The 20,752-nt window shown below is 65.5% G+C and carries 16 protein-coding genes, 1 pseudogene and 1 CRISPR repeat array; of the genes and pseudogenes, 7 read left to right on the forward strand and 10 right to left on the reverse strand.

The genetic code is table 11. From position 1 onward, the window contains the following. The first annotated feature begins 497 nt into the window (after positions 1 to 497). The gene (locus AC07X5_RS26085; RefSeq protein WP_494772496.1) at positions 498 to 968 is read left to right on the forward strand and encodes a LapA family protein; all 471 of its coding nucleotides are present in this window, start codon (positions 498 to 500) and stop codon (positions 966 to 968) included. A gap of 141 nt (positions 969 to 1,109) precedes the next feature. Here AC07X5_RS26085 and AC07X5_RS26090 read toward each other — a convergent pair whose 3' ends face one another. Next, entirely contained in the window at positions 1,110 to 1,415 is a 306-nt protein-coding gene (locus tag AC07X5_RS26090) for a c-type cytochrome (RefSeq protein WP_409963873.1), read from the reverse strand. 119 nt (positions 1,416 to 1,534) lie between these two features. On the opposite strand from AC07X5_RS26090, the gene AC07X5_RS26095 reads away from it, so the two are divergent. Continuing rightward, on the forward strand, positions 1,535 to 1,777 hold the full coding sequence (locus AC07X5_RS26095) for a TIGR04438 family Trp-rich protein (RefSeq protein WP_409963872.1): 243 nt from the start codon (positions 1,535 to 1,537) through the stop codon (positions 1,775 to 1,777). A gap of 400 nt (positions 1,778 to 2,177) precedes the next feature. After that, a CRISPR array of direct repeats spans positions 2,178 to 3,874; the repeat unit is 32 nt; unit sequence GTTTCAATCCACGCGCCCACGCGGGGCGCGAC. A 27-nt stretch (positions 3,875 to 3,901) separates the two neighbouring features. Here AC07X5_RS26095 and cas8c read toward each other — a convergent pair. The 5 genes and pseudogenes from cas8c to ilvD form a co-directional block, all read right to left on the reverse strand. Continuing rightward, positions 3,902 to 5,080, reverse strand: a pseudogene (gene cas8c / locus AC07X5_RS26100) (type I-C CRISPR-associated protein Cas8c/Csd1); the annotation flags it as partial. Then, complete coding sequence (cas5c, locus tag AC07X5_RS26105) at positions 5,077 to 5,754, reverse strand: type I-C CRISPR-associated protein Cas5c (protein ID WP_494772497.1); 678 nt, start codon at positions 5,752 to 5,754, stop codon at positions 5,077 to 5,079. The pseudogene cas8c and the gene cas5c, both read right to left, overlap by 4 nt. A gap of 138 nt (positions 5,755 to 5,892) precedes the next feature. Then, positions 5,893 to 8,208 carry a CRISPR-associated endonuclease Cas3'' gene (locus tag AC07X5_RS26110; protein WP_494772508.1) on the reverse strand — a complete coding sequence of 772 codons (2,316 nt, stop codon included), beginning with the start codon at positions 8,206 to 8,208 and terminating at the stop codon, positions 5,893 to 5,895. A gap of 278 nt (positions 8,209 to 8,486) precedes the next feature. Continuing rightward, positions 8,487 to 9,599: an IS5 family transposase gene (locus AC07X5_RS26115; RefSeq protein ID WP_494772498.1), complete on the reverse strand. Its 1,113-nt coding sequence runs from the start codon at positions 9,597 to 9,599 to the stop codon at positions 8,487 to 8,489. A 411-nt stretch (positions 9,600 to 10,010) separates the two neighbouring features. Beyond that, the gene (ilvD, locus tag AC07X5_RS26120; protein ID WP_494772499.1) at positions 10,011 to 11,717 is read right to left on the reverse strand and encodes a dihydroxy-acid dehydratase; all 1,707 of its coding nucleotides are present in this window, start codon (positions 11,715 to 11,717) and stop codon (positions 10,011 to 10,013) included. Positions 11,718 to 11,880: 163 nt separating this feature from the next. Here ilvD and AC07X5_RS26125 point away from each other — a divergent pair, with 163 nt between their 5' ends. Next, positions 11,881 to 12,837 carry a LysR family transcriptional regulator gene (locus tag AC07X5_RS26125; protein ID WP_409963870.1) on the forward strand — a complete coding sequence of 319 codons (957 nt, stop codon included), beginning with the start codon at positions 11,881 to 11,883 and terminating at the stop codon, positions 12,835 to 12,837. A gap of 250 nt (positions 12,838 to 13,087) precedes the next feature. After that, the gene (locus tag AC07X5_RS26130; RefSeq protein ID WP_494772500.1) at positions 13,088 to 14,356 is read left to right on the forward strand and encodes a hypothetical protein; all 1,269 of its coding nucleotides are present in this window, start codon (positions 13,088 to 13,090) and stop codon (positions 14,354 to 14,356) included. Positions 14,357 to 14,409: 53 nt separating this feature from the next. Here the strand turns inward: AC07X5_RS26130 and bfr are convergent, their stop codons facing one another. Continuing rightward, positions 14,410 to 14,880, reverse strand: coding sequence for a bacterioferritin (gene bfr / locus AC07X5_RS26135; RefSeq protein WP_409963866.1), 471 nt, complete (start codon positions 14,878 to 14,880; stop codon positions 14,410 to 14,412). A 125-nt stretch (positions 14,881 to 15,005) separates the two neighbouring features. Next, positions 15,006 to 15,449: a DUF4304 domain-containing protein gene (locus AC07X5_RS26140; protein ID WP_494772501.1), complete on the reverse strand. Its 444-nt coding sequence runs from the start codon at positions 15,447 to 15,449 to the stop codon at positions 15,006 to 15,008. 82 nt (positions 15,450 to 15,531) lie between these two features. Between AC07X5_RS26140 and lgt the strand changes: the two genes are divergently transcribed. Both lgt and AC07X5_RS26150 read left to right on the forward strand, forming a co-directional pair. Continuing rightward, the gene (lgt, locus tag AC07X5_RS26145; RefSeq protein ID WP_494772502.1) at positions 15,532 to 16,371 is read left to right on the forward strand and encodes a prolipoprotein diacylglyceryl transferase; all 840 of its coding nucleotides are present in this window, start codon (positions 15,532 to 15,534) and stop codon (positions 16,369 to 16,371) included. A 7-nt stretch (positions 16,372 to 16,378) separates the two neighbouring features. After that, positions 16,379 to 17,431 (forward strand): serine hydrolase domain-containing protein, encoded by a 1,053-nt coding sequence (locus AC07X5_RS26150; RefSeq protein ID WP_494772503.1) that lies wholly within the window; start codon positions 16,379 to 16,381, stop codon positions 17,429 to 17,431. 185 nt (positions 17,432 to 17,616) lie between these two features. Here the strand turns inward: AC07X5_RS26150 and AC07X5_RS26155 are convergent, their stop codons facing one another. Continuing rightward, positions 17,617 to 18,045, reverse strand: coding sequence for a GNAT family N-acetyltransferase (locus AC07X5_RS26155; protein WP_494772504.1), 429 nt, complete (start codon positions 18,043 to 18,045; stop codon positions 17,617 to 17,619). A gap of 42 nt (positions 18,046 to 18,087) precedes the next feature. Beyond that, positions 18,088 to 19,008 (reverse strand): LysR family transcriptional regulator, encoded by a 921-nt coding sequence (locus AC07X5_RS26160; RefSeq protein ID WP_494772505.1) that lies wholly within the window; start codon positions 19,006 to 19,008, stop codon positions 18,088 to 18,090. Between the two features lie 104 nt (positions 19,009 to 19,112). Here AC07X5_RS26160 and AC07X5_RS26165 point away from each other — a divergent pair, with 104 nt between their 5' ends. Beyond that, positions 19,113 to 20,603: a M20 family peptidase gene (locus tag AC07X5_RS26165; protein WP_494772506.1), complete on the forward strand. Its 1,491-nt coding sequence runs from the start codon at positions 19,113 to 19,115 to the stop codon at positions 20,601 to 20,603. Positions 20,604 to 20,752 lie beyond the last annotated feature (149 nt).

A 20,752-nucleotide genomic window follows, 5' to 3' on the forward strand; every position in this document is an offset into this window, starting at 1 on the left:
GAACCCACGTCGTTCGGTCACCGCGCGTGATCGAAGCTGCGGGCCAATTGATCCAGGAGGCGCCGCTCATGCGGCGCCCGCGCGCAGCGCTTTCAGGGGTCGTGGCACCCCTATCGCGCGCGATGCGGTGCAGCCCGAAAATCCTTGTGGTGCGTTCGCCATTCGCGCCCGATGCGGCGGGCCTTCCGAGGGGAATTACAATTGGCCCTGTTCGTTCGCGCCTGGCGCGCGCCGTCCTTGTTTTCACGTTGCGAAGCCTTTCGGTCCCATCGGTTCCGATTGCCCCTTCCGGAGCGCTTTTCTCCCTCCCTCTCTTTTTCGTTTCGGGACGCTTCGCAACCTTTTTCTTCCGGCCGCCGCCCTCCGCGCGGCGCCCAGCGGCCTGTCCTGTAGGACAGCATCGGCAAACCGCTGCAAACTCTGTGATTGCCCGCGCTCCTGGGTTACAACCCGTTCAATCAGTCAATCGACGAATGAACGAAGAAAGGAGCCGAACCATGCAATTGCGATCCATCGTGCTGGTGCTGACCACGCTGGCCATTGCCGTCCTGGCGGTATTCAACTGGGCGGCGCTGTCCGCCACGGTGCCCGTCTACCTGGGTGTCACCACGCTGGAGGCCCCGCTGGGGTTGTTGATGCTGGGCCTCACAGGCCTGCTGGCCATCGTGGGCGTGGTCTATGTGCTCTCGCTCCAGGGTTCGGTGCTGCTGGAAACGCGCCGCCACACCAAGGAACTGCAGGCCCAGCGCGAACTGGCCGACAAGGCCGAGGCCTCGCGCTTCACCGAGCTGCGCGCCTTTCTGGAGACCCAGCACCAGCAGATGCACACCGCGCTGCTGGCGCGCATGGACCACCTCGAAACCCGCCTGGCCGCCCGTGCCCAGGAATCGGACAACACCACGGCTGCCTACGTGGGCCAGCTGGAGCAGCAACTGCGCGCGCGCGGGGCCGACATGCATCTCGTGTAACGCACACCCCCGCCTGCCTGCCTGCTTTCATTCAGGACAGGGCCCCAAAAGCACAACAGCCGCCCCACTGGCACAGTGGTGCGGCTGTTGCTATTGTTTGGCAGGGAACGAGTGGATGCCCTGGTGGCGGTCGCTTTGTTCTTACTTCACCGTCAATATCCAGGCCGCCAGCTTCTTGGCGTCGGCCTCGTTCACCTGCGCGTTGGCAGGCATGGGCACGGGGCCCCACACGCCGCCGCCGCCCTTCATGATCTTGACTGCCAGCTTGTCCACGGCGTCCTTCTGGCCGGCGTACTTGGCCGCCACCTCCTTGTAGGAGGGGCCTACCACCTTCTTGTCCATCGCGTGGCAGGCCATGCAGCTTTTGGCCGTGGCCAGCGCCTGGTCGGCCATGGCGGGGGCCGCCACCGACAGCGTGAGGGCCAATGTGAACAGAGTGCGCTTCATGGTGGGGATTTTCCTGTGGGTTAGGTTACAGTTCTTTTAACGGAATTGTAGTGACTTGGGTTGACCCGGGCCCCCTTGGCCGTCAAGCCCCTGCGCACCCGTAATGATTGGAGAACGCTATGTACCTGCTTGCCATCGCCGTCATCCTGTCGGCCCTCAAATACCTGGAAATCGGCCCCGTGGCCAATCTGTCGTGGTGGGTGATTCTTGGCTTCTACGGTGCCACCATCGTCTGGTGGGCCTGGGCCGACACCACCGGCTATACCAAGCGCAAGGCCATTGAGCGCATGGAAGAGAAAAAGCAGGCCCGCATCAGCAAGCACAAGGAAGCCCTCGGCATGGCTCCACGCAAGCCGCGCTGAGGCGCCCGCCCCCTCCGGCCCATGGGCCGATGGTGCTTGGGAGTACCGCACCAAGCCTGTCGGAAGGCGTGCCAGCCGTTCGCAACGAAAAAGCCCGTACCGTTGGGTATGGGCTTTTTCATGCCTGCGGCAAGTCGGGGACTTGCCCTGGTTCTCACAATCCTTGAATCCCACCCGTGGATTGCGCAAGTCCCACTCATGAGCCCACGCGGGTTCTACATAGGGACCGCACCGAATTCGTCCTCCAGTCTGACGTTTCAATCCACGCGCCCATGCATGCAGGGCGCGCCTCCATGCGGATCTCGGCTGCTGCGCCGTAACCCTGGTTTCAATCCGCGCGCCCACGCGGCCACGCGGGGCGCGACGCTGGGTGCGGCAGTACGACTCGACCCTGCCTAAGGTTTCAATCCACGCGCCCACGCGGGGCGCGACACGTCGGTGACGATGGTCTTCATGCCCATGTACCCGTTTCAATCCACGCGCCCACGCGGGGCGCGACGTGCGCACGGCGATCGAGTCGCAGTGGTTCCGCATCGTTTCAATCCACGCGCCCACGCGGGGCGCGACCGGCGCACACCAGCGGGCCCACGCCCACGCCCGAGTTTCAATCCACGCGCCCACGCGGGGCGCGACTTGTTCGTAGAACTCGCGCGGCAGCTCATCGCTGTTTCAATCCACGCGCCCACGCGGGGCGCGACCGGCTGGCCCGCGCGCATGTGGTGGCCCTCCAGCGCGTTTCAATCCACGCGCCCACGCGGGGCGCGACATGGTGGACCTGGGGTTCGCTATCGCCAAGCGGGAGTTTCAATCCACGCGCCCACGCGGGGCGCGACCTTCGACCCCGATCAAATCCCAGGCGAAGCCGTCGTTTCAATCCACGCGCCCACGCGGGGCGCGACGGAGTTCCCCAGGCAATTGGAGCCTGGTTGAGCCGTTTCAATCCACGCGCCCACGCGGGGCGCGACGCACATAGGTGATGGCGATCTGGCCCGCGCCACCGTTTCAATCCACGCGCCCACGCGGGGCGCGACATGGAGACGGTGTCGAGCGTGGGGACGAAGCCATAGTTTCAATCCACGCGCCCACGCGGGGCGCGACAGTAGTCTTCCAGCAGCCGTTTGCTCAGCGAGGCGTTTCAATCCACGCGCCCACGCGGGGCGCGACTTTAGCGTTGCCGAGCTGACAACGCCAAGACGCTGGTTTCAATCCACGCGCCCACGCGGGGCGCGACGGGCAATCACCGCGGTGAAATCCACCGTGCCCAAGTTTCAATCCACGCGCCCACGCGGGGCGCGACCAGGCCCTCGGGCATGCGGGGGTCGTAGCTCATGTTTCAATCCACGCGCCCACGCGGGGCGCGACGAAAGGCCGGCACCATCTGCGCTGACCTGCTTGTGTTTCAATCCACGCGCCCACGCGGGGCGCGACGCCGGTGGTGGCGGAGGTGGGTGTTTTGCGGCGGGTTTCAATCCACGCGCCCACGCGGGGCGCGACTCAGCCCCGTAGTGCGCTCCCACCATGCAATAGTTGTTTCAATCCACGCGCCCACGCGGGGCGCGACGTAGTCACGTTGGCCTGCTCGGCCGGGCTGAGACCGTTTCAATCCACGCGCCCACGCGGGGCGCGACGCAGCCGCCGCAGAACTTCGCCGCCTCCACGCCGAGTTTCAATCCACGCGCCCACGCGGGGCGCGACGGTGCACGGTTTCGGGCTGGCCCCGGGTCCACTTGTTTCAATCCACGCGCCCACGCGGGGCGCGACCTTGCCGCCCCCGCAGAAGCGCAAGGTGTTGCTGGTGGTTTCAATCCACGCGCCCACGCGGGGCGCGACACAAGGGGCGGGCCGTGGTCGTTCGACCCGCAAAGGTTTCAATCCACGCGCCCACGCGGGGCGCGACGAGCACGTTCCAGCAGACGTACCCCAACGCCGTTGTTTCAATCCACGCGCCCACGCGGGGCGCGACTGGAGAGGGCGAAAGAGCTTTTTGAATACGATGCCGTTTCAATCCACGCGCCCACGCGGGGCGCGACGCCTCCCGTGCGCCACTGCGTGCCAAGCCGGCAAAGTTTCAATCCACGCGCCCACGCGGGGCGCGACGCTCATCTTGGGCATGGCGCCTTCGCGGTTGGGCACCGTGGCCAGCACCAGCCGGCGCGCGGCAGGGGCGGTCTTCCATGGCTTGGGCTCGATGCGCATGTCCTGTTCGTGCTGGGCAATGCGCTGGGCTAGTTGGCCCAGAGTGCCTTCTTGCCAGAAGCGGATCGAGATGCGCGATGCATTGGGCGCCAGCCCCAGCACGAACATGCGCGTGCTGTCTTGCAGCTTGGGGTGGATCTCGCTCAGTGGCCTGCCCTTGGCCACCTTTTCCAGGGCTTGACGCACCAGGGTGGCTTCTTGCTCATCGTCCGGGCTGATGTTCACCATGGAGCCCAGCAGGCCTTCGGCTTCTTCGGCCTCTAGCGCATCAGCGGCCTCGGCCCAGAACACCACAGTGGTGTCGCCGATCTGGATGCGCTGGCGGTTTTGCTCGCTGCGGCGCAGCAGGTGGTTGAGTACCGTGCTGTAGGCAAATGCAGCCTGCTCGGAGACGGGGGCATTCTCGCCTTGGCTTTTGCCATAGGAGCCGAACGACTCCAGGTTGAAAGACACGATGGATGCGCCCGAACTCTGCGCGCCATTGACTCCCTTGATGGCCGGGTGTAGCCGGGCCACGGGCATGCGTTCGCCCGTTACCAGGCAATCGAGCTGAATGGGCGCCTCTGCATCTTCTGCATCACCGCCGGCCAGAAGCTTGGCGCGTACTGCCTGTGCCGCCGGGCGCTCGTGCAGCCAGGCTTTCTCTCCGTCCAGGCGAAAGATGAAGTTGGCATCGAGCATTTCCTCCGAGAACGGGGCAGATGCGAAGCGCTCGGGAGTCCAGGTGGAAAGGAAAGCCAGCAGTGCCTTCAACCCAGGGTCGTCCGTGCCTGCCAGGCTTTGCTGGTGGAGTCGCCGAAAGGCCTCATGCTCCTTGTCGGCACGCTTGCTGGTAGCACTGACGCCCAGCACATAGCTTGTCTTGTCCCATAAAAAATTGGGCTTGATGCCCACCGTGCGCTTCTCAGGCTTTGGCACATTCATCGCACGAGGCACGGGCTTCTTGCCTGATGTGTCGAGGGTTTTGATGACGTCCAACGGACTGCCGTCGGGGGCCAGCAAAATTGCGTAGCTGATCTTCTCGGGGCTGTAGCCAAAGGGCGAAAGCCCTGGTTCTTCACGCTCCAGCAGGCGTTGGTAGTAGGTGTTGAGGGCCTGGAGGATCATGCCTTGACCTCCTCGCTCTGCCAGGGGGGGACCTCGATCACGCCGTTGACCATCTGTGCTCGGAAGAAGCGCGGCGTCATGTTCTGCGCAAAGTCGATGTCGTGAAGCATCCAGCCCAGGTCGCGCTCGCCCTCCGAAAGGCTGGCGTGCTTGTCGGGCACAGGGGCGCCATCTTCCAGCAATTCGAAGTCCGCGGGGAACTCGCGCACCCCCATGCACGGCATCTGAAAGCACTGGCCCTTGCGCGCGCGGCGGTTGAAAATGTCCAGGTGCTTGCCCACCGAATCATCGGGCCCCGCTTTGGCAGTGAGGTCGAAGTGTGCTTCGATCACATACGCCACCCCACGCAGGATGGTGGCAGCTCGCTGCTGGCGGTCTTCATCCACATAGCTGGCAAGGCCGGAAGTGCTGCCCGCCTTCATCGCCTTGGCCACGCTGGCTGGCGAGATCTTGCTACCCACCTCGTTGCGGCGGATCGATTCGAAGCGGATCGGGTTGAGTACATGGATGCGGTCCACGGACCAGCGGATCGCGGGCTTCCAGTGGATGGCCTCCAGGATGCCTCGTGCGGCGGAGGGGGTGATGACGTCGTACGAGACGCGTTCTACCTTCATTTCTGGCCTGGTGAAACAGGCGCGGTCACCCCGAATGAGAATCCTCACTCCAAATGCCATAGTCCCCCCTCAATATTTTTGGAAGTCACTCTGAGATGAAATTGAAGATGCTTTTCTTTGCTCCGGCCTCGGTTCGACGTGGGCAATTTTTCATCTCACACAATCATGTGCACTTTCTGCGAGCAGTCCAGAAAATTACTACCAAGACAGCGAGGCAGTGCGTATGAATGATGGGTTGTCCCAACTCAGGCCAAATTGCTCGTCGTAGAGTTCTTCATTGGCGAGCGCCATAAACTGCTCTCCCCAGTTCTGCGGTGCTACGGCTGCGATGGCTCCCGCTTTGTAGAGTGCGTCGAACCCTTGGCGTGGAAGCTGCACCAGGTAGGGCTGCAAATCTCGTGCGAGCTTTCCACAACCCTCGGCATGCTCCAGGTCGCGCAACGCCTTTCGCGCCGTGTCATCGAAGGGAATGATCACGGGCATCTGGACACTGTCGACCATGCGAAACTGGGTGGCCAGCGTCTCCAAGGGCAGGTTGTCGATGCGCGCGCCAGACAGCAGCCCCATCAGGCCGTGTTTGTCCAGCTCGGCATTGCCCTTTTGCCAGTAAAGCAGCTCGAAGTACCTGCGAATGGCTGCTGGCGAGAGTGGGTCGTCCTTGAACTGGCGCAGCACCTCGCGGGCGACCTGGGCGTATTGCGTGAGCTCGGGCGGCGGCGCCCAGTCTTCATTGGCGGTTGCGAAGACCAGCACTTCGCTCGCTCCGATGTCGCGTTTGCCCTCGCGGTTGCACCGGCCGGCGGCTTGGGCGATGGAGTCCAGCCCTGCCTCCGCACGCAGCACGGTGGGAAAGTCCACATCCACCCCCGCTTCAATCAGGCTGGTGGATACCAGCCGGCAAGGCAAGCCTTGCCTGAGCATCTCGCGCACTTCGTCCAGCACCGCGCGGCGGTGTTTGGCACACATCAGGGTGGTGAGGTGCCGCGCCCCGGGCAAGTCGGCCATGGCCTGGTACACGGCCCGCGCATGGCGGCGGTTGTTGACGATGCACAGCACCTGTTCGCGCGAGCGCATCTGGGCGGCAAGTTCCTCGTCGCTCCACGTGCCCGCATGGCGCACGCGAACCCGCCTAAGCTGTTCGTACAGCAGCGGCGGGTTGGGGGCCAGCTCGCGCATGTCCAGGCCGCCATCGAACTCGTCTGCCTGCAGCGCGGGTTGCGTAGCGGTGCACAGCACTACGCTCGTGCGGTAGTTGCGCGCCAGTTCGTCGATGCTGGCTACGCAGGGGCACAACAGCCGCAGCGGCATGGTCTGCGCTTCATCCACGATGACGACGCTGCCGGCAATGTTGTGCAGCTTGCGGCATTGCGCAGGGCGCGCGGCGAACAGGCTTTCGAAAAACTGCACGGCGGTGGTGACGACGATGGGCGCGTCCCAGTTCTCCATGGCCAGTTGCAGTTTCTTGGCGGCCTGGTACTTTTCAGGGTCGTCGCGCGGCGGTGTCTGTGCGACGAAGGCGCTGTGATGCTCCAGCACCGCCGCATCGCCCAGCGGGCCCAGGGCTTCGCGGAACACAGCCGCATTCTGTTCGACGATGCTGGTGAAGGGGATCACGAAGATCACCCGGCGCAGTTGGTTGCGGATCGCATGGTCCAGCGCAAAGGCCAGCGATGCCAGGGTCTTGCCACCCCCTGTGGGCACGGTCAGCGAAAACAGGCCGGTGTCCTGGTCGGCTTGGCTGCGCACGTGATTCAGGATATTGCCGCGCAGGGTGTTTACATCGCCATCGCTGCGCAGGCCACCCAGGTAGGCGTCGAGCTGCTCGCGCAAGCTCTCCAGCGATGGCGGGGGCGCGCCTTCTTTGCGATGGTCTGGCTGCTTCTCGATGCGCTTGTAAAAGCGCTCCGTGTCCATGAAGTCGGCATCCACCAAGCAGGAGAACACCATACGGCTCAGAAACGCCATCTGGAACATGTCGCGCTTCTTGCTTACCTTGCCGCCTTCGGCATGGCGTCTGTGGCCCACAGGGTCTGGTAGCCTGGAGGGCAGGGTGATGTCGCGCTTCCAGGCATTGCTGAGCTCAGGCAATTCCGCCTTGAGCCGCTCATCCAGTGCGGTGCGCTCTCCCTCGCCGCTGCCATTGGCAAGGCCCGCATGGTGGCCGGCAATGCCGTAGGCCAGCAGATACCCTGCGGGACCAAAATATTCCAAGGCTACGCGTGCGCCCCAGGTCGAATGGTCTACCCGCAGTGGGCTGCCGCGCAAGCGCTGCTGAAATGGCAGGGTGTACTTGCCCAGGTCGTGCAGGTAGCCGCTGGCCAGCCCCATTTCGCGCGCACCGAACACCGCTGCGAAGTCGCCCGCCATGTGGCCTACGTTGGTGGAATGCTCGGGTAGTGACTGCCAATTGCGCTGATCCGCATCCGGCGTGGAGTGTGCATAAAAGACGGTGGCTGTATCCTCATCGTCAGGGAGTAAGGGCGAGGGTGGGGTGTGAGGTGTCTCTTCGTCCATCTCTGTCGGCACAGTGTGCGTTCTTTGGGTTTTGAACGTATTGTTTGAGCACTTTGCAGACCTGTCGAGATTTGATTGACACCCCTTCGCCGGTGGAATGTCTTTGAGCCAGGGTGCAAGGAATACTTGCAGCGGCGCTAGCAGGCTGTTGAAATTCGGCGCTTTCGAGTGAAAGCACTACCTTCCGATCAGCGCCCGCGGCAGATGACTTGTTTGGTTGGCACACTTGAAGCAGCCTTGCAGGGCGAGCAATCGCTCGCCAAGGCTGTCTGTTGCGCCTATCGGCTCGCCGCTGCCCCCATCGCACTGAATATCCGCGCCATCCGCACGATGTTGCTGGCCGTCATCGTCAGCTTGAAGTGCTGGTCTACCCGCTCGATGCCACGGTAAACCGTCTGGCGGATGCGCCCCACCGTCTTGCCCCAACCGAAGTGCTCCTCGATGCGCTTTCGAATGGTCTGGCTGATTGCATAGCCCGTATGGCGTGTCGTTCTGCCGTCGATGGCACTTCCACCCCAGCGGGTGCTGTGGCTGGCTACATGGGGAGTAACGCACCGCTGGCGGCACGCCTGCACGAAGTCACGGGAGTCATAGGCCTTGTCTGCTGCAACCGTTCGCGGGTGCCTGCCTGGCAACGTATCGAGCATTGCCAGCGCGGCCGCGCGCTCGCCATAGCCATCAGCATGCGTGACCACGGCGCCAACCACCAATCCTGAACGGTGCTCCATCAGCACGTGACCCTGGTAGGCCAGGATGGCCGCTGTGTTCTGGCTCTTCCTGAACAGCCGGGAGTCGGGGTCAGTAGTGCTGGCATGGGTGGCGTTGCTGCGTGGCTTGCCGTGCCAGTTGGCCGGCGCATTGCGTCCGGGCCCTGCACCGGGATCGCCATCGTTGTCGCTACAGTCCTTGGGGGTGAAACTCTTGTGGCTGGCCCAAGCCTGGATCAGGGTGCCATCCACCGAGAAGTGGTCTTTGCTGAGCAGCTTGCGTTTGTCTGCCAGAGTCATCACCTCGGTGAAGAAGTTCTCCACCACCCGGTGCTCCAACAGCCTGTCGCGGTTCTTGGAGAAACTGGAGTGATCCCATACCTCGTCGTCGATGGCCAGACCAATGAACCAGCGGTACAGCAGGTTGTAGCGGATCTGCTCGACCAACTGGCGCTCGCTGCGCACCGAGAAGAACACCTGGATGAGCATGGCGCGCAACAGCTTCTCGGGGGCGATGGAGGCGCGGCCCGTGTCCGCGTAGATGGTGTTGAACAGACCGTTCAGACGCACCAGCGCTTCGTTGACCAGGCTACGGATCGGGCGCAATGGGTGATCTGCTGGTACGAAGTCTTCCAGCTTGGCCACTGTGAACAATGACTCCTGCATCGCGTCTGAACCCCGCATCGTCTGGACTCCTTGTTGAGCGAGCAGTCAGTATCTACAACGATGCTCCTGAATGCTAGGTTTTATGGGAGCGAAATTCAACAGCCTGCTAGTGTCCTGAGTTGGAAGTTCTTTAAAGAAAAGAAATCTGCCGAAATCGCTGCCAGGCTAGGCGCAAAGCACAGCCATGCCGGGTGGCATGGCGAGCATTTGTAACGACGCATGGCGGCGATTGTCGGGAGATTTATTCAATGAATTTCCAACTCGGGACACTAGAGGGGGGCACGTGCGGCCACGGACGCTGCCGTCCTGCCCACAAGCAAAAACGCCCGCAGTGTGCACTGCAGGCGTTTCGCGGATGAACCGGGTGGAGCCCAGGGTCGGCTTTTTACCGTACCCTCTGCACTACCGTTCAATCAACCACCGTATCCCTCAATACGCGTCCAGCACAGCCCCCTTGCTCGCACTCGACGCATTGAACGCAAACTTCGCCTGCACGCCGCGCGTGTAGCGTGGTGCAGGTGCCGTCCAGCCGGCGCGGCGCTTGGCGATTTCTTCTTCGGGCACGTTCAGCTCCAGCAGCAGCTGGCGCGCGTCGATGGTGATGCTGTCGCCCTCGTTGACGAAGGCAATGGTGCCGCCGGCAGCCGCTTCAGGCGCAACGTGGCCGACCACCATGCCCCAGGTGCCGCCGGAGAAGCGGCCGTCGGTGATGAGGCCCACGCTCTCGCCCAGGCCGGCGCCGATAAGGGCACCCGTGGGGGCCAGCATTTCAGGCATGCCGGGGCCGCCCTTGGGGCCCAGGTAGCGCAGCACCATCACGTCGCCGGCCTTGATCTTGCCGTCCAGGATGGCCTGCAGGGCCGACTGTTCGTCGTCGAACACGCGGGCGGGGCCGGTGATCACGGGGTTCTTCAGGCCGGTGATCTTGGCCACGGCGCCTTCGGGGCTCAGGTTGCCCTTGAGGATGGCCAGGTGGCCCTGCGCGTACATGGGGTTGTCGATGTTGCGGATCACGTCCTGGTCGGCGCGGGGCACATCGGGCACGTCCTGGAGCACTTCGGCGACCGTCTTGCCGCTGATGGTGATGCAGTCGCCGTGCAGCAGGCCGGCCTTGAGCAGCACCTTCATCACTTGGGGAATGCCGCCAGCGCGGTGCAGGTCCACGGCCAGGTACTTGCCGCTGGGCTTCAGGTCGCACAGCACGGGGGTCTGCTTGCGGATGCGCTCGAAGTCGTCGATGTCCCATTCCACGCCCGCAGCGTGGGCGATGGCCAGGAAGTGCAGCACGGCGTTGGTGGAGCCGCCGGTGGCCATGATCACGGCCACGGCGTTCTCGATGGCCTTCTTGGTCACGATGTCGCGGGGCTTGAGGTCCATCTTGATGGCCTCGATCAGCACCTTGGCCGATTCCTTGGCCGAGTTCATCTTCTCGTCGTGGGGGTTGGCCATGGTGGACGAATACGGCAGGCTGATGCCCAGGGCCTCGAAGGCGCTGGACATGGTGTTGGCGGTGTACATGCCGCCGCACGAACCGGTGCCGGGGATGGCGCGCTTTTCGATCTCCTTGAGGTCGAAGTCGCTCAGCTTGCCGGCGGCGTTCTCGCCCACGGCTTCGAACACGCTCACGATGTTCAGGTCCTTGCCCTGGTAGCTGCCGGGCAGGATGGTGCCGCCGTAGACATAGATGGCGGGCACGTTGGCGCGCAGCATGCCCATCAGGCCGCCGGGCATGTTCTTGTCGCAGCCGCCGACCACCAGCACGCCGTCCATCCACTGGCCGCCCACGCAGGTCTCGATGCAGTCGCTGATGACTTCGCGGCTCACCAGGCTGTACTTCATGCCTTCGGTGCCCATGGCCATGCCGTCCGAGATGGTGGGCGTGCCGAACACCTGGGCGTTGCCGCCGGCTTCCTCGATGCCGGCGATGGCCGCGTCGGCCAGCTTCTGCAGGCCGCTGTTGCACGGGGTGATGGTGCTGTGGCCGTTGGCCACGCCGACCATGGGCTTGACGAAGTCGCCTTCCTCGTAGCCCATGGCGTAGTACATGGAGCGGTTGGGCGCGCGGGACTTGCCCTGCGTGATGTTGGCGCTGCGGCGGTTGATGGGCTGGATCGGGATGGTCTTGCTGTCTGCCATGGCTGATTTCCTGGTGGGGGACTCGTTGTAGTGGATGGGGCACTCCTGCGGCCAGGGTGTCCGACGCTCTCGGGGTGCAAGTATGCGGCGTTTGCCGCTGCGTTTCCAATCCATTTCACCTGCTCGATTAATATGTAAAACGTATCACAGGCACATCACCGCCATGAAAGAAACCCTCATCGATGTCCGCGCCTGGCGCCAGTTCGTGGCCGTGGCGGAGGAACTGCACTTCGGCCGTGCCGCCGTGCGCCTGCACATGACGCAGCCGCCGCTGACCCAGGCGATTGCACAGATGGAGCGCTCGCTGGGCGTGGTGCTGTTCGACCGCACGCGCCGCCGCGTGGCGCTGACCCCGGCGGGCGAGGCGCTGCTGCCCGACGTGCGCGACCTGCTGGAGCGCGCGCAGGCACTGCCCGGGCGCGCGCGCGCCGCAGCGGCAGGCGAGGTGGGGCGGGTGCGGCTGGCCTTTGTCTCCACCATCGGCTTCGAGCGGCTGCCCGAGTGGGTGCGCGATTTTCGCGTGCTGTGCCCGCAGGTGGCGCTGGAGCTGGTGGAGGCCACGGGCGACGTGCAGCGCGCCATGTTCGCGCGCGGCGAACTCGATGCCGGGCTGGTGCTGCATTCGCCCGGCGCAGCCCCGCCCGAGCTGGCGCGCCTGCCCGTGGCGGAGGAGCCCCTGGTGCTGGCCCTGACCGAGCGCCACCCGCTGGCCCAGGCGCCGCGCCTGGATCTGGCCGCCGTGCTGGCCGAGCCGCTGGTGATCTTTCCGCGGCGCATCGTGCCCTCGCTGCACGACGCGGTCTTTGCGCTGTACCACGCGGCCGGGCGTGTGCCCGTGGTGGCGCAGGAAGCCATCCAGATGCAGACCATCGTCAACCTGGTGTGGGGCGGCCTGGGCGTGGCCTGGGTGCCCGAGAGCGTGACGCAGTTCCGCCGCGAGGGCGTGGTCTACCGGGCGGGCGATGCGTTCGGTCCGGCAGCGTCCAAGGCGAAGGCAAGAGCTGCCGCCGCATCGCCGCTGCCCGTGTGCGAGACCAGCCTGGTCTGGCCAGCGGCGCTGAACAACCCGGCGCTCGCGCGTTTCATCGACTTCGTGCGCGAGCGCTCGGCGGCCGTTTAGAGCACCGCCGCAATGGCCGGCAGCGGCTTTCGTCCCATGGGCTGTAATGACAAGAGCTCCATAGAGATGGCCTTGCGCGGCGCGTGCGGCGGGAGATTGTGTGCACATTGTTAAAAATCCAAAATTTGCTGGTCATCCTTCGCGCAAGCGCTATCCTGCAAACAAAAGGGGGTCTGACAAGCCCGGAACCCGCAACCGGGCTTGGGTCCGTCCACTGCACACTTTGAGGACACTGCGAATGTCTTTTCCCTTGAGGTTTCCCCGAGAGATGGAGTGGCTCCTGAGAGCCGGGGAGCTGCTGCGCGCCATCCAGGGTGACCCGGGGCGGGTGGACCTGGTTCTTGCGCTGCAGCAACTGCTCATTCGCCGCCTGGCAAGGCTGCAGCTGCGCCATGGCCGCCTCCAGCGCGCCAGGCTGCGCCTGAAGCAGCGCCTGCTGAGGGACCGGTTGATCGGGGAGAAGGCACGCGCTACGAAGGAGCTGGTGCTGAAAATCCAGGACCGCTGCGATGGCCTGGAGCACCTGCGGTTTCTGTACCGCTGCTTTGGCGACGGCATTGCGGCGCTCTACCATGCGCCCCGCGACCACCGTTATTTCTACTTCGAACAGAGAACGCTGGCCAGGGACCGTTCAGGGTCCGCCTTGGGGACGCCCCTGTTCCGCAGGCAGTACCGCGCCCTGCGGCTGGGGATCGGGGCCGGCCTGCCGGTGGTTCTGACCGAGGTGACGAACATGCTCCGGCAAGGCGATGCCTGCGTGCTGGCGGGCGACGAGCCCCAATCCCTCGAACTGGGGTCTTTCGCGCAGCCGGGCTCGGCTGGAACGCTGCGGCGACACGAGCTGCTGCGCACCATGAAGCTGCTGGCGCGCAAGGGGCCATGGCCGGTGCAGGCCCATCCCCAGGCCCTGGAGCACCAGGCGCACCTCAACGCCTGCGTGCAGCAGGCCATGGCGCACGAAATTGCCCAGGCGCAGGCCGAACCGGGCCTGCGCTATGTTGCCGTGCGCAGCGACCGCTACCTGCGCGACCCGGATTGCCTGCAGGGGTTCAAGGGGGCGAAGTCACGCTCGACCATGTCGATCCAGGTCGCGCCCGAGATGGCCTGGGTGCCGATGCAGCCGTTCACCCTGTCCATGGAAGCCGGCCACGCCGCGCTGTTCATGCAGGGGGCGTTCCAGCTGTTCGTCGACATCGACGTGAAGGTTCTGGTGTCCCACTTCGCGTCGCTCGGGGTCCATGCCATGGCCCTGATGGACGGCGTGACGGCGCTCGAGATCGCCAGCGACCCCGATGACCTGGGGCATGGGGCCTACCGGATCAGTGAGGTCATCTTTCAGCGCATTGCCTGCGAGTTCATCTCGCTGCACGGTTTTGCCCAGGAGATGGCCGGCGTGCTGGAACTGGCGCAAACCCCTGGGGAGCACGATGCCGGTGACGGGGATCTGCTCTTTGCACCGCCGCCTGATGGGGACGAGGTGCGCAACTACTACGACGACGAAGGCCCGCGCCTGCATTGAGCGGGCGCCTGTGGCGCACGCACGCAGGCGCGAGGCGCCTGCCGGGGGGAATGTCAGGCCGACGCCTGGGATTGCAGGTAGTTCTGCAGGCCGATCTTGTCGATCAGGCCGATCTGCTTTTCAAGCCAGTAGGCGTGGTCTTCCTCGGTGTCGCGCAGTTGGGCCAGCAGCAGGTCGCGGCTTACGTAGTCACCCACGCTTTCGCACAGGGCCATGCCGTCGCGCAGGGCGGTGCGCACTTCGTACTCGGTGGCCAGGTCCTTGCGCAGCATCTCGGGTACGGTCTCGCCGGGCGTGAATTCCTTGGGCCGCATGTCGGGGCGGCCGCCCAAAAAGAGGATGCGGCGCAGCAGCGCGTCGGCGTGCTGGGTTTCTTCCTGCATCTCGTGGTCCAGGCGGGTGTAGAGCTTGATGAAGCCCTGGTCCTCATAGATGCGCGAGTGTGCGAAATACTGGTCGCGCGCAGCGAGTTCGCCGCGCAGCAGATCCTTGAAATAGTCGATGACCTGTGGGTTGCCCTGCATGTTCTTTTCCTTGTTACAGGCAGAAGTATCGCGCGCCCAGGGGGCTTTGTGGGGGAAACCCCCGAGGTGGCGCTCTGCATGCGTACAGGGATCAGAAGCGTTCTCATTGGGCGGGCACCTGCCCCTCATCCGTGCGCCTTCTTCAGTGCCGTCGCATCACGGGCCGTGGCCACTGCTGCCAGGCGCGGCAGCACGATCTGCGTGAGGTCGTGCGCGACCAGCGCGGCCAGCGCTTGCGGGCTGTGCTGCTCCAGGTGGTACCAGTGGTCCCGGCCATGCGTGAGGTAGCCCATGCGCAGGCCAGCAATCCACAGGGCAGGGTCGTCGCACCAGAAGTCGGCCAATGTCGCGGGGGCCACTTGCTGGAACGACACATTGCCGGTGAAGCCGAACGAATCCTTTCCGTTGGAGCGGCTGCCTTCGTAGCCCACATACTGGAACACCTCGCCCACGGGCCGGCGAAAGCTCTGCTGCCCCTTCACCTCGAAACCCGCCGCCTTGAGCGGCGGCGCGATAGTGTGGCGCAGCAACTGCTTGAACTCGGCCTTGAAGTCGCGTGGGGTGTACATGCGTACATGGTAGGGGGCCTGGCCCACTCCGTAACAGGGCTTTCACGGGGGCCCGCGGCAGCTTGGGCACAATACCGCCCAAATGCTGACCTACCCCCAAATCGACCCCATCGCCCTGCAAGTGGGCCCGCTGGCCATCCACTGGTATGGCCTGACCTATCTGGCGGCCTTCGGGCTGTTCATGCTGCTGGGCATTGCCCGGCTGCGGCACCAGCCCTTTGCCTCCATCACCGGGCCGGGTGCCTGGACGCGCAAGGACGTGGAGGACATCCTGTTCCTGGGTGTGGCGGGCGTGGTGATCGGCGGGCGCCTGGGCTACTGCCTGTTCTACAAGCCAGGCTACTACCTGAGCCATCCGCTGGAGATTTTTTACGTGTGGCAAGGCGGCATGGCCTTCCACGGCGGGCTGCTGGGCGTGATCGTGGCCATGATCTGGTTCGCACGCTCGCGCCAGCGCCCCTGGCTGCAGGTGGCCGACTTCGTGGCGCCCTGCGTGCCCACGGGCCTGGCGGCAGGGCGGGTGGGCAACTTCATCAACGGCGAGCTTTGGGGCCGTTTTTCCAGCCCCGACCTGCCCTGGGGCATGGTGTTTCCGCAAAGCGGCTCGATGCTGCCGCGCCACCCCTCGCAGGTCTACCAGTTCCTGCTGGAAGGGCTGCTGCTCTTCGTGCTGCTGTGGCTGTACGCCCGGCGCGAGCGCCGCGAAGGCCAGGTGGCCGCGGCCTTTTTGATCGGCTACGGCAGCTTCCGCTTCATCGCCGAGTACTTCCGCGAGCCTGATGCGCACCTGGGCATCCTCTCGCTGGGCATGAGCATGGGCCAGTGGCTGTGCGTGCCCATGATCGTGGCTGGCATCGCGATGTGGCTGTGGGCCGCCAAACGCGAGGGCGGGGCGCCCGCGCTCACCCCCTCCAAACCCTGATCGCCCCGTGGCCCTGACCCGCCGCCAGCTTCTGTGGGGCAGTGCGGCTGCCGCGTCGCCGCTGCTGGCCTCGTGCGCGGCGGACCTCACGCGCTACCAGGGCCAGTCCGTGGCCGAGGTGGCTGCCGGCCTGGGCGTGTGCGCGGCGGCGTATGCCACGCTGCGCGCCGGCCAGGTGCAGCCGACCATGGTGGCCGGCCACTGCAATGCGGCGCCGGACGCCGTGTTCCAGGCCGCCTCGCTGACCAAGCCCGCGGTGGCCTACGGCGCGCTGCGACTGGCCCTCGCCGGCCAGCTCGATCTGCAGGCACCTGTGTCGCACTACCTGCCGCAAGGCTATGTGCATTACCAGCATGTGCTGCGGCGCGCACCCGGCGATGCCAGCGACACCGTGCCTGCGAGCACGCTGGCGCGCATCCCGGTGGCCAGCCTGCTCCAGCACACTTCGGGCCTGCCCAACTGGACCGGTGGCACGCTGGCGCCGGGCTTCGAGCCGGGCACGCGCTGGCGCTATTCGGGCGAAGGCTATGTGTTGCTGCAGGCGGTGATGGAGGCCGTCACCCAGACCCCCATTGCGCCGTGGATGCAGGCGCAGGTGTTCGAGCCCCTGGGCATGCGCGACTCCAGCCTGGTGTGGAGGAGTGCGGATGCAGGCCGTGCCGTGCACGCCAACGGCGGCGCCAGCGGCATGCGCTGGACTGTGCCCGTGGCTGCTGCCTCGCTGACCACCACCACGGACGATTTTGCGCGCCTGCTCTCGGCCGTCGTGGCCGATGAGCGGCTGCTGGCGCTGGTGCTGTCGGCCCCCGTGGTGGTCGACAAGCCCCTGGGGCTGGAGTGGGGCCACGGCTGGGGCATCGAGCGCGCACCCGCCGGCCCCATGCTCTGGCAGTGGGGCAACAACCCGGGTTTCCGCAACTTCGCCATGGTCTCGGCCACCTCGGGCGATGGCTTCGTGCTGCTGACCAACAGCGACCGGGGCATGGCCCTGGCCGCGCCGCTGGCGCAGCAGGTGCTGCCGGGCGAGCACCTGGTGTTCAGGTCTCCACTGCTGGGCTGAAGCTCCTTAGAACCTGTTTACGATCTCCCAGGAGGCACGCAGCGGCCTTGGCGGGATGGGATGCCAGGCGTGGTGTGCAGTTGATAGCCCGGCTATCAACAAGCGCCGCAACGCGGCAGACCGCCCGCCAAGGCCACTGCCCGAAGGGTTGGAGCGCAATCCCCTGCGAGATCGTAAACAGGTTCTTATTCCAGCGGCTTGCGCATCAGCGCCAAATACTGGCCCTGGATGTAGTCGTCGATGCGCGCGTACTCGCCATAGCCCTGCTTGAGATAGAAATCGCGTGCCTGCCACTCGAAGGTTTCGAGCTTGGCATTTCGGGCTCCCAGCGCCTTGCCCTGGGCTTCTGCCATGCCCAGCAGGCGTGCGCCCAGGCCTTTGCCACGTTGGTCCTCGGCCACCCACAGCACATCGGTCTGCAGCCAGTAGACGAAAACGTAGGAGCGTATGCCGGCCACCAGGCGGCCGTGGCGGTCGCGCACGTCCAGGCGCACGGGCTGCACCTGCGGGTACTCGCCCACGGTGCGGCAATTGAACTCGCGCATGTGCTTGCCCAGCGTGCCGGCCTGCAGGTCTTCCAGAGAGGGCGGAGCAAAGGTGAACGAGAAGGCCATGGATGCGAAGGCGGGGCTGGATGGGGCGGCGATGATACCGGCTCAGCCGGCCGAACCCGCCTCCTGCAACCAGCCCTGCACCTGCTGGCGCAGGCCGTCCAGAACCGGATTGGGGGCCCGCGCCACGCGCTGCACCCAGGCGATGTGCGACTCCAGCCCCCGGGTGGGGATGTCGAGCGGCACCAGACGCCCCTGGGCCAGCAGGGCCGCCGCAGGGGCCATGACGCCCATGTACAGCGCATCCGTGTGGCAGGCCACGTCCAGCAGGTCGGGCACGGACTCGCTGGCCAGGCCGATGAGCACCTCGGGGTGGGCCTGCAAGCCCAGGCGCTGCACCAGCAGCCGCCCGACGGCCGCGCTCATGCCCGTACAGGCCACGGGGAACTCCGTCAGCTCGGAAAACGCCACGGGGCGGCGCTGGGCCAGCGGGTGCCCGGGGCGGGCCAGCACCCCGGTGGGCAGTTGCACCAGCCGGTGCACCTCCAGATCGGCGTGGGAGCCGGGCAGGGAGTGGTAGTCCGTCACCAGGGCGTCCAGCGTGCGGTCGCGCAGCGCCTGGATCTGGTGGGACTGGGGGCCGCCGCTCAACTGCAGGCGCATGCGGCCCGCGTCGCGCGCCGCCAGGCGCAGCAGGCGCGGGGCCAGCAGGGCGTGGGGCGTGGCGCTCATGGCCAGGCGCACGGAGCCGGCTTCGCCGCTGACCTGGTGGCGTACCACCTGGTGCAGTTCGTCGGTCTGGGCCACCACCTGGCGCGCATGCTCCAGCACCGTGCGGCCAATGGGGGTGAGGGCGTTGCGATGGCCGCTGCGCTCTACCAGCTCCGCGCCCAGGTGCGCCTCCAGCATGGCGATGCTGCGGCTGAAGGCGGCCTGCGAGCGCCGGGTGCTGTCGGCCGCGCGGGTGAAGCTGCCGCTGTCGGCCAGGGCGATGAAGTGGCGCAGCTGGGCGATGGTGGTGCTCATGCGGAAAGTCGAACGAAACGACGTGAATTATGCATTGGACGAACATTTCGTTACCGGTTTAGCATGGGTATCGCATTGCCTATCCGAAGAAAGATCCGACCGACATGATCAAGAAACTCCTGCTGGGGCTGCTCGCCCTGGTGGTGCTGCTGGCCGTGGCCCTGGGCATCAATACCGCACGCAAGGGCTCGCGCCAGCTGGACGTGGCGCCGATTGCCAAGTTGCCGGTGGACGATGCCGCCGTGGCCGGCCGTCTGGCCGAGGCCGTGCGCCTGCGCACCGAGTCCTCGCGCGACGATGCCAACTTCAGCGCCGGCCAGTTCCTGCAGTTCCATGCGCTGCTGCAGCAGCGCTTCCCCTTGGTTCACGCCAAACTCAAGCGCGAAGTGGTGGGTGACCTGAGCCTGCTCTACACCTGGCCCGGCAGCGATGCCAATGCCGCCCCGGTGATGCTGATGGCCCACCAGGACGTGGTGCCCGTGGCCCCGGGCACCGAAGGTGACTGGGAGCAGCCCCCGTACTCGGGCGCCATCGAGGGCGGCTTCGTCTGGGGCCGCGGCTCCTGGGACGACAAAGGCAACCTCATGAGCCAGCTCGAGGCCGTGGAGATGCTGCTGGCCAGCGGCTTCAAGCCCCAGCGCACCATCTACCTGGCCTTCGGCGCCGACGAGGAGGTGGGCGGCCTGCGCGGCGCCGCCAGGATCGCCGCGCTGCTGCAGGAGCGCAAGGTGCGACTGGACTTCGTGATCGACGAGGGCCTGTTGATCCTGGACGGCGTGATGCCCGGCCTCTCCAAGCCCGCCGCCGTGATCGGCGTGGCCGAGAAGGGTTACATGTCGGTGGTGATGAAGATGTCGGGCACGCCCGGCCATTCGTCCATGCCGCCGCACAAGGGCAGCAGCGCCATCGCCATGATGAGCGATGCGCTCAGCCGGCTGGACGCCGAGCAGATGCCCGGCGGCATACGTGGTGTGGCGGGCGAGCTGTTCGACACGCTGGCCCCCGAGATGGGCGGCGTGAACCGCGTGGTGCTGTCCAACCTGTGGCTGTTCCGCCCCGTGGTGCAAAAGCAGCTCGAGGGCGCGTCCAGCACGAATGCCATGCTGCGCACCACCACGGCGCTGACCATCGTGAACGCCGGCAACCGCGACAACGTGGTGCCCGGCCGCGCCGAGGCGACGGTCAATTTCCGCCTGCTGCCCGGCGACAGCAAGGAGCAGGTGCTGGAGCACATGCGCAGCAAGATCAGCGCGCCCACGGCGCAGTACGAGCTGAGCCCGTTGCCCGGTGCGGTCGATGCGTCGAAGGTCGCGCCGACCGACTCTACCCAGTACCGCCTGCTCAACCAGACCATTCGCGAGATCTTTCCTGACGTGCTGGTGGCCCCGGGGTTGATGGTGGCGGGGACCGATTCGCAGCATTACGGTGCCATCAGTGACCACATCTTCAAGTTCTCGCCGGTGCGTGCTGATTCGGAAGACCTCAAGCGCTTCCATGGGACCAACGAGCGTCTTGAGATTGCCAACTATGCGGACGCGATTCGCTTCTATCACCGGCTGATTGGGCAGGTCAGTCAGGTGGGTGCCAAGCCTTGATCGGGTTGCTTCTGGGTTTGTGTGCTGGTGCTGGTGCTGGTGCTGGTGCGCATGGTTGATGTGTGCCTTGGCTGAGGGCGGGAGCCGGGATGTGCGCCCGGCGGCGCAGTAACTTTCTCTTGGGCCGCCAAGAGAAAGTCACCAAAGAG

The organism is Acidovorax sp. GW458-11-26-14-TSB4, from assembly GCF_059423865.1.

What these genes read in the sequence shown, in the direction of transcription:
- AC07X5_RS26160 (WP_494772505.1), bottom strand. Translation starts at nt 19,008, where the DNA reads ATGAGCACCACCATCGCCCAGCTGCGCCACTTCATCGCCCTGGCCGAC.
- lgt (WP_494772502.1), top strand. Translation starts at nt 15,532, where the DNA reads ATGCTGACCTACCCCCAAATCGACCCCATCGCCCTGCAAGTGGGCCCG.
- AC07X5_RS26115 (WP_494772498.1), bottom strand. Translation starts at nt 9,599, where the DNA reads ATGCGGGGTTCAGACGCGATGCAGGAGTCATTGTTCACAGTGGCCAAG.
- AC07X5_RS26110 (WP_494772508.1), bottom strand. Translation starts at nt 8,208, where the DNA reads ATGGACGAAGAGACACCTCACACCCCACCCTCGCCCTTACTCCCTGAC.
- AC07X5_RS26165 (WP_494772506.1), top strand. Translation starts at nt 19,113, where the DNA reads ATGATCAAGAAACTCCTGCTGGGGCTGCTCGCCCTGGTGGTGCTGCTG.
- bfr (WP_409963866.1), bottom strand. Translation starts at nt 14,880, where the DNA reads ATGCAGGGCAACCCACAGGTCATCGACTATTTCAAGGATCTGCTGCGC.
- cas5c (WP_494772497.1), bottom strand. Translation starts at nt 5,754, where the DNA reads ATGGCATTTGGAGTGAGGATTCTCATTCGGGGTGACCGCGCCTGTTTC.
- AC07X5_RS26125 (WP_409963870.1), top strand. Translation starts at nt 11,881, where the DNA reads ATGAAAGAAACCCTCATCGATGTCCGCGCCTGGCGCCAGTTCGTGGCC.
- ilvD (WP_494772499.1), bottom strand. Translation starts at nt 11,717, where the DNA reads ATGGCAGACAGCAAGACCATCCCGATCCAGCCCATCAACCGCCGCAGC.
- AC07X5_RS26090 (WP_409963873.1), bottom strand. Translation starts at nt 1,415, where the DNA reads ATGAAGCGCACTCTGTTCACATTGGCCCTCACGCTGTCGGTGGCGGCC.
- AC07X5_RS26140 (WP_494772501.1), bottom strand. Translation starts at nt 15,449, where the DNA reads ATGTACACCCCACGCGACTTCAAGGCCGAGTTCAAGCAGTTGCTGCGC.
- AC07X5_RS26095 (WP_409963872.1), top strand. Translation starts at nt 1,535, where the DNA reads ATGTACCTGCTTGCCATCGCCGTCATCCTGTCGGCCCTCAAATACCTG.
- AC07X5_RS26085 (WP_494772496.1), top strand. Translation starts at nt 498, where the DNA reads ATGCAATTGCGATCCATCGTGCTGGTGCTGACCACGCTGGCCATTGCC.
- AC07X5_RS26155 (WP_494772504.1), bottom strand. Translation starts at nt 18,045, where the DNA reads ATGGCCTTCTCGTTCACCTTTGCTCCGCCCTCTCTGGAAGACCTGCAG.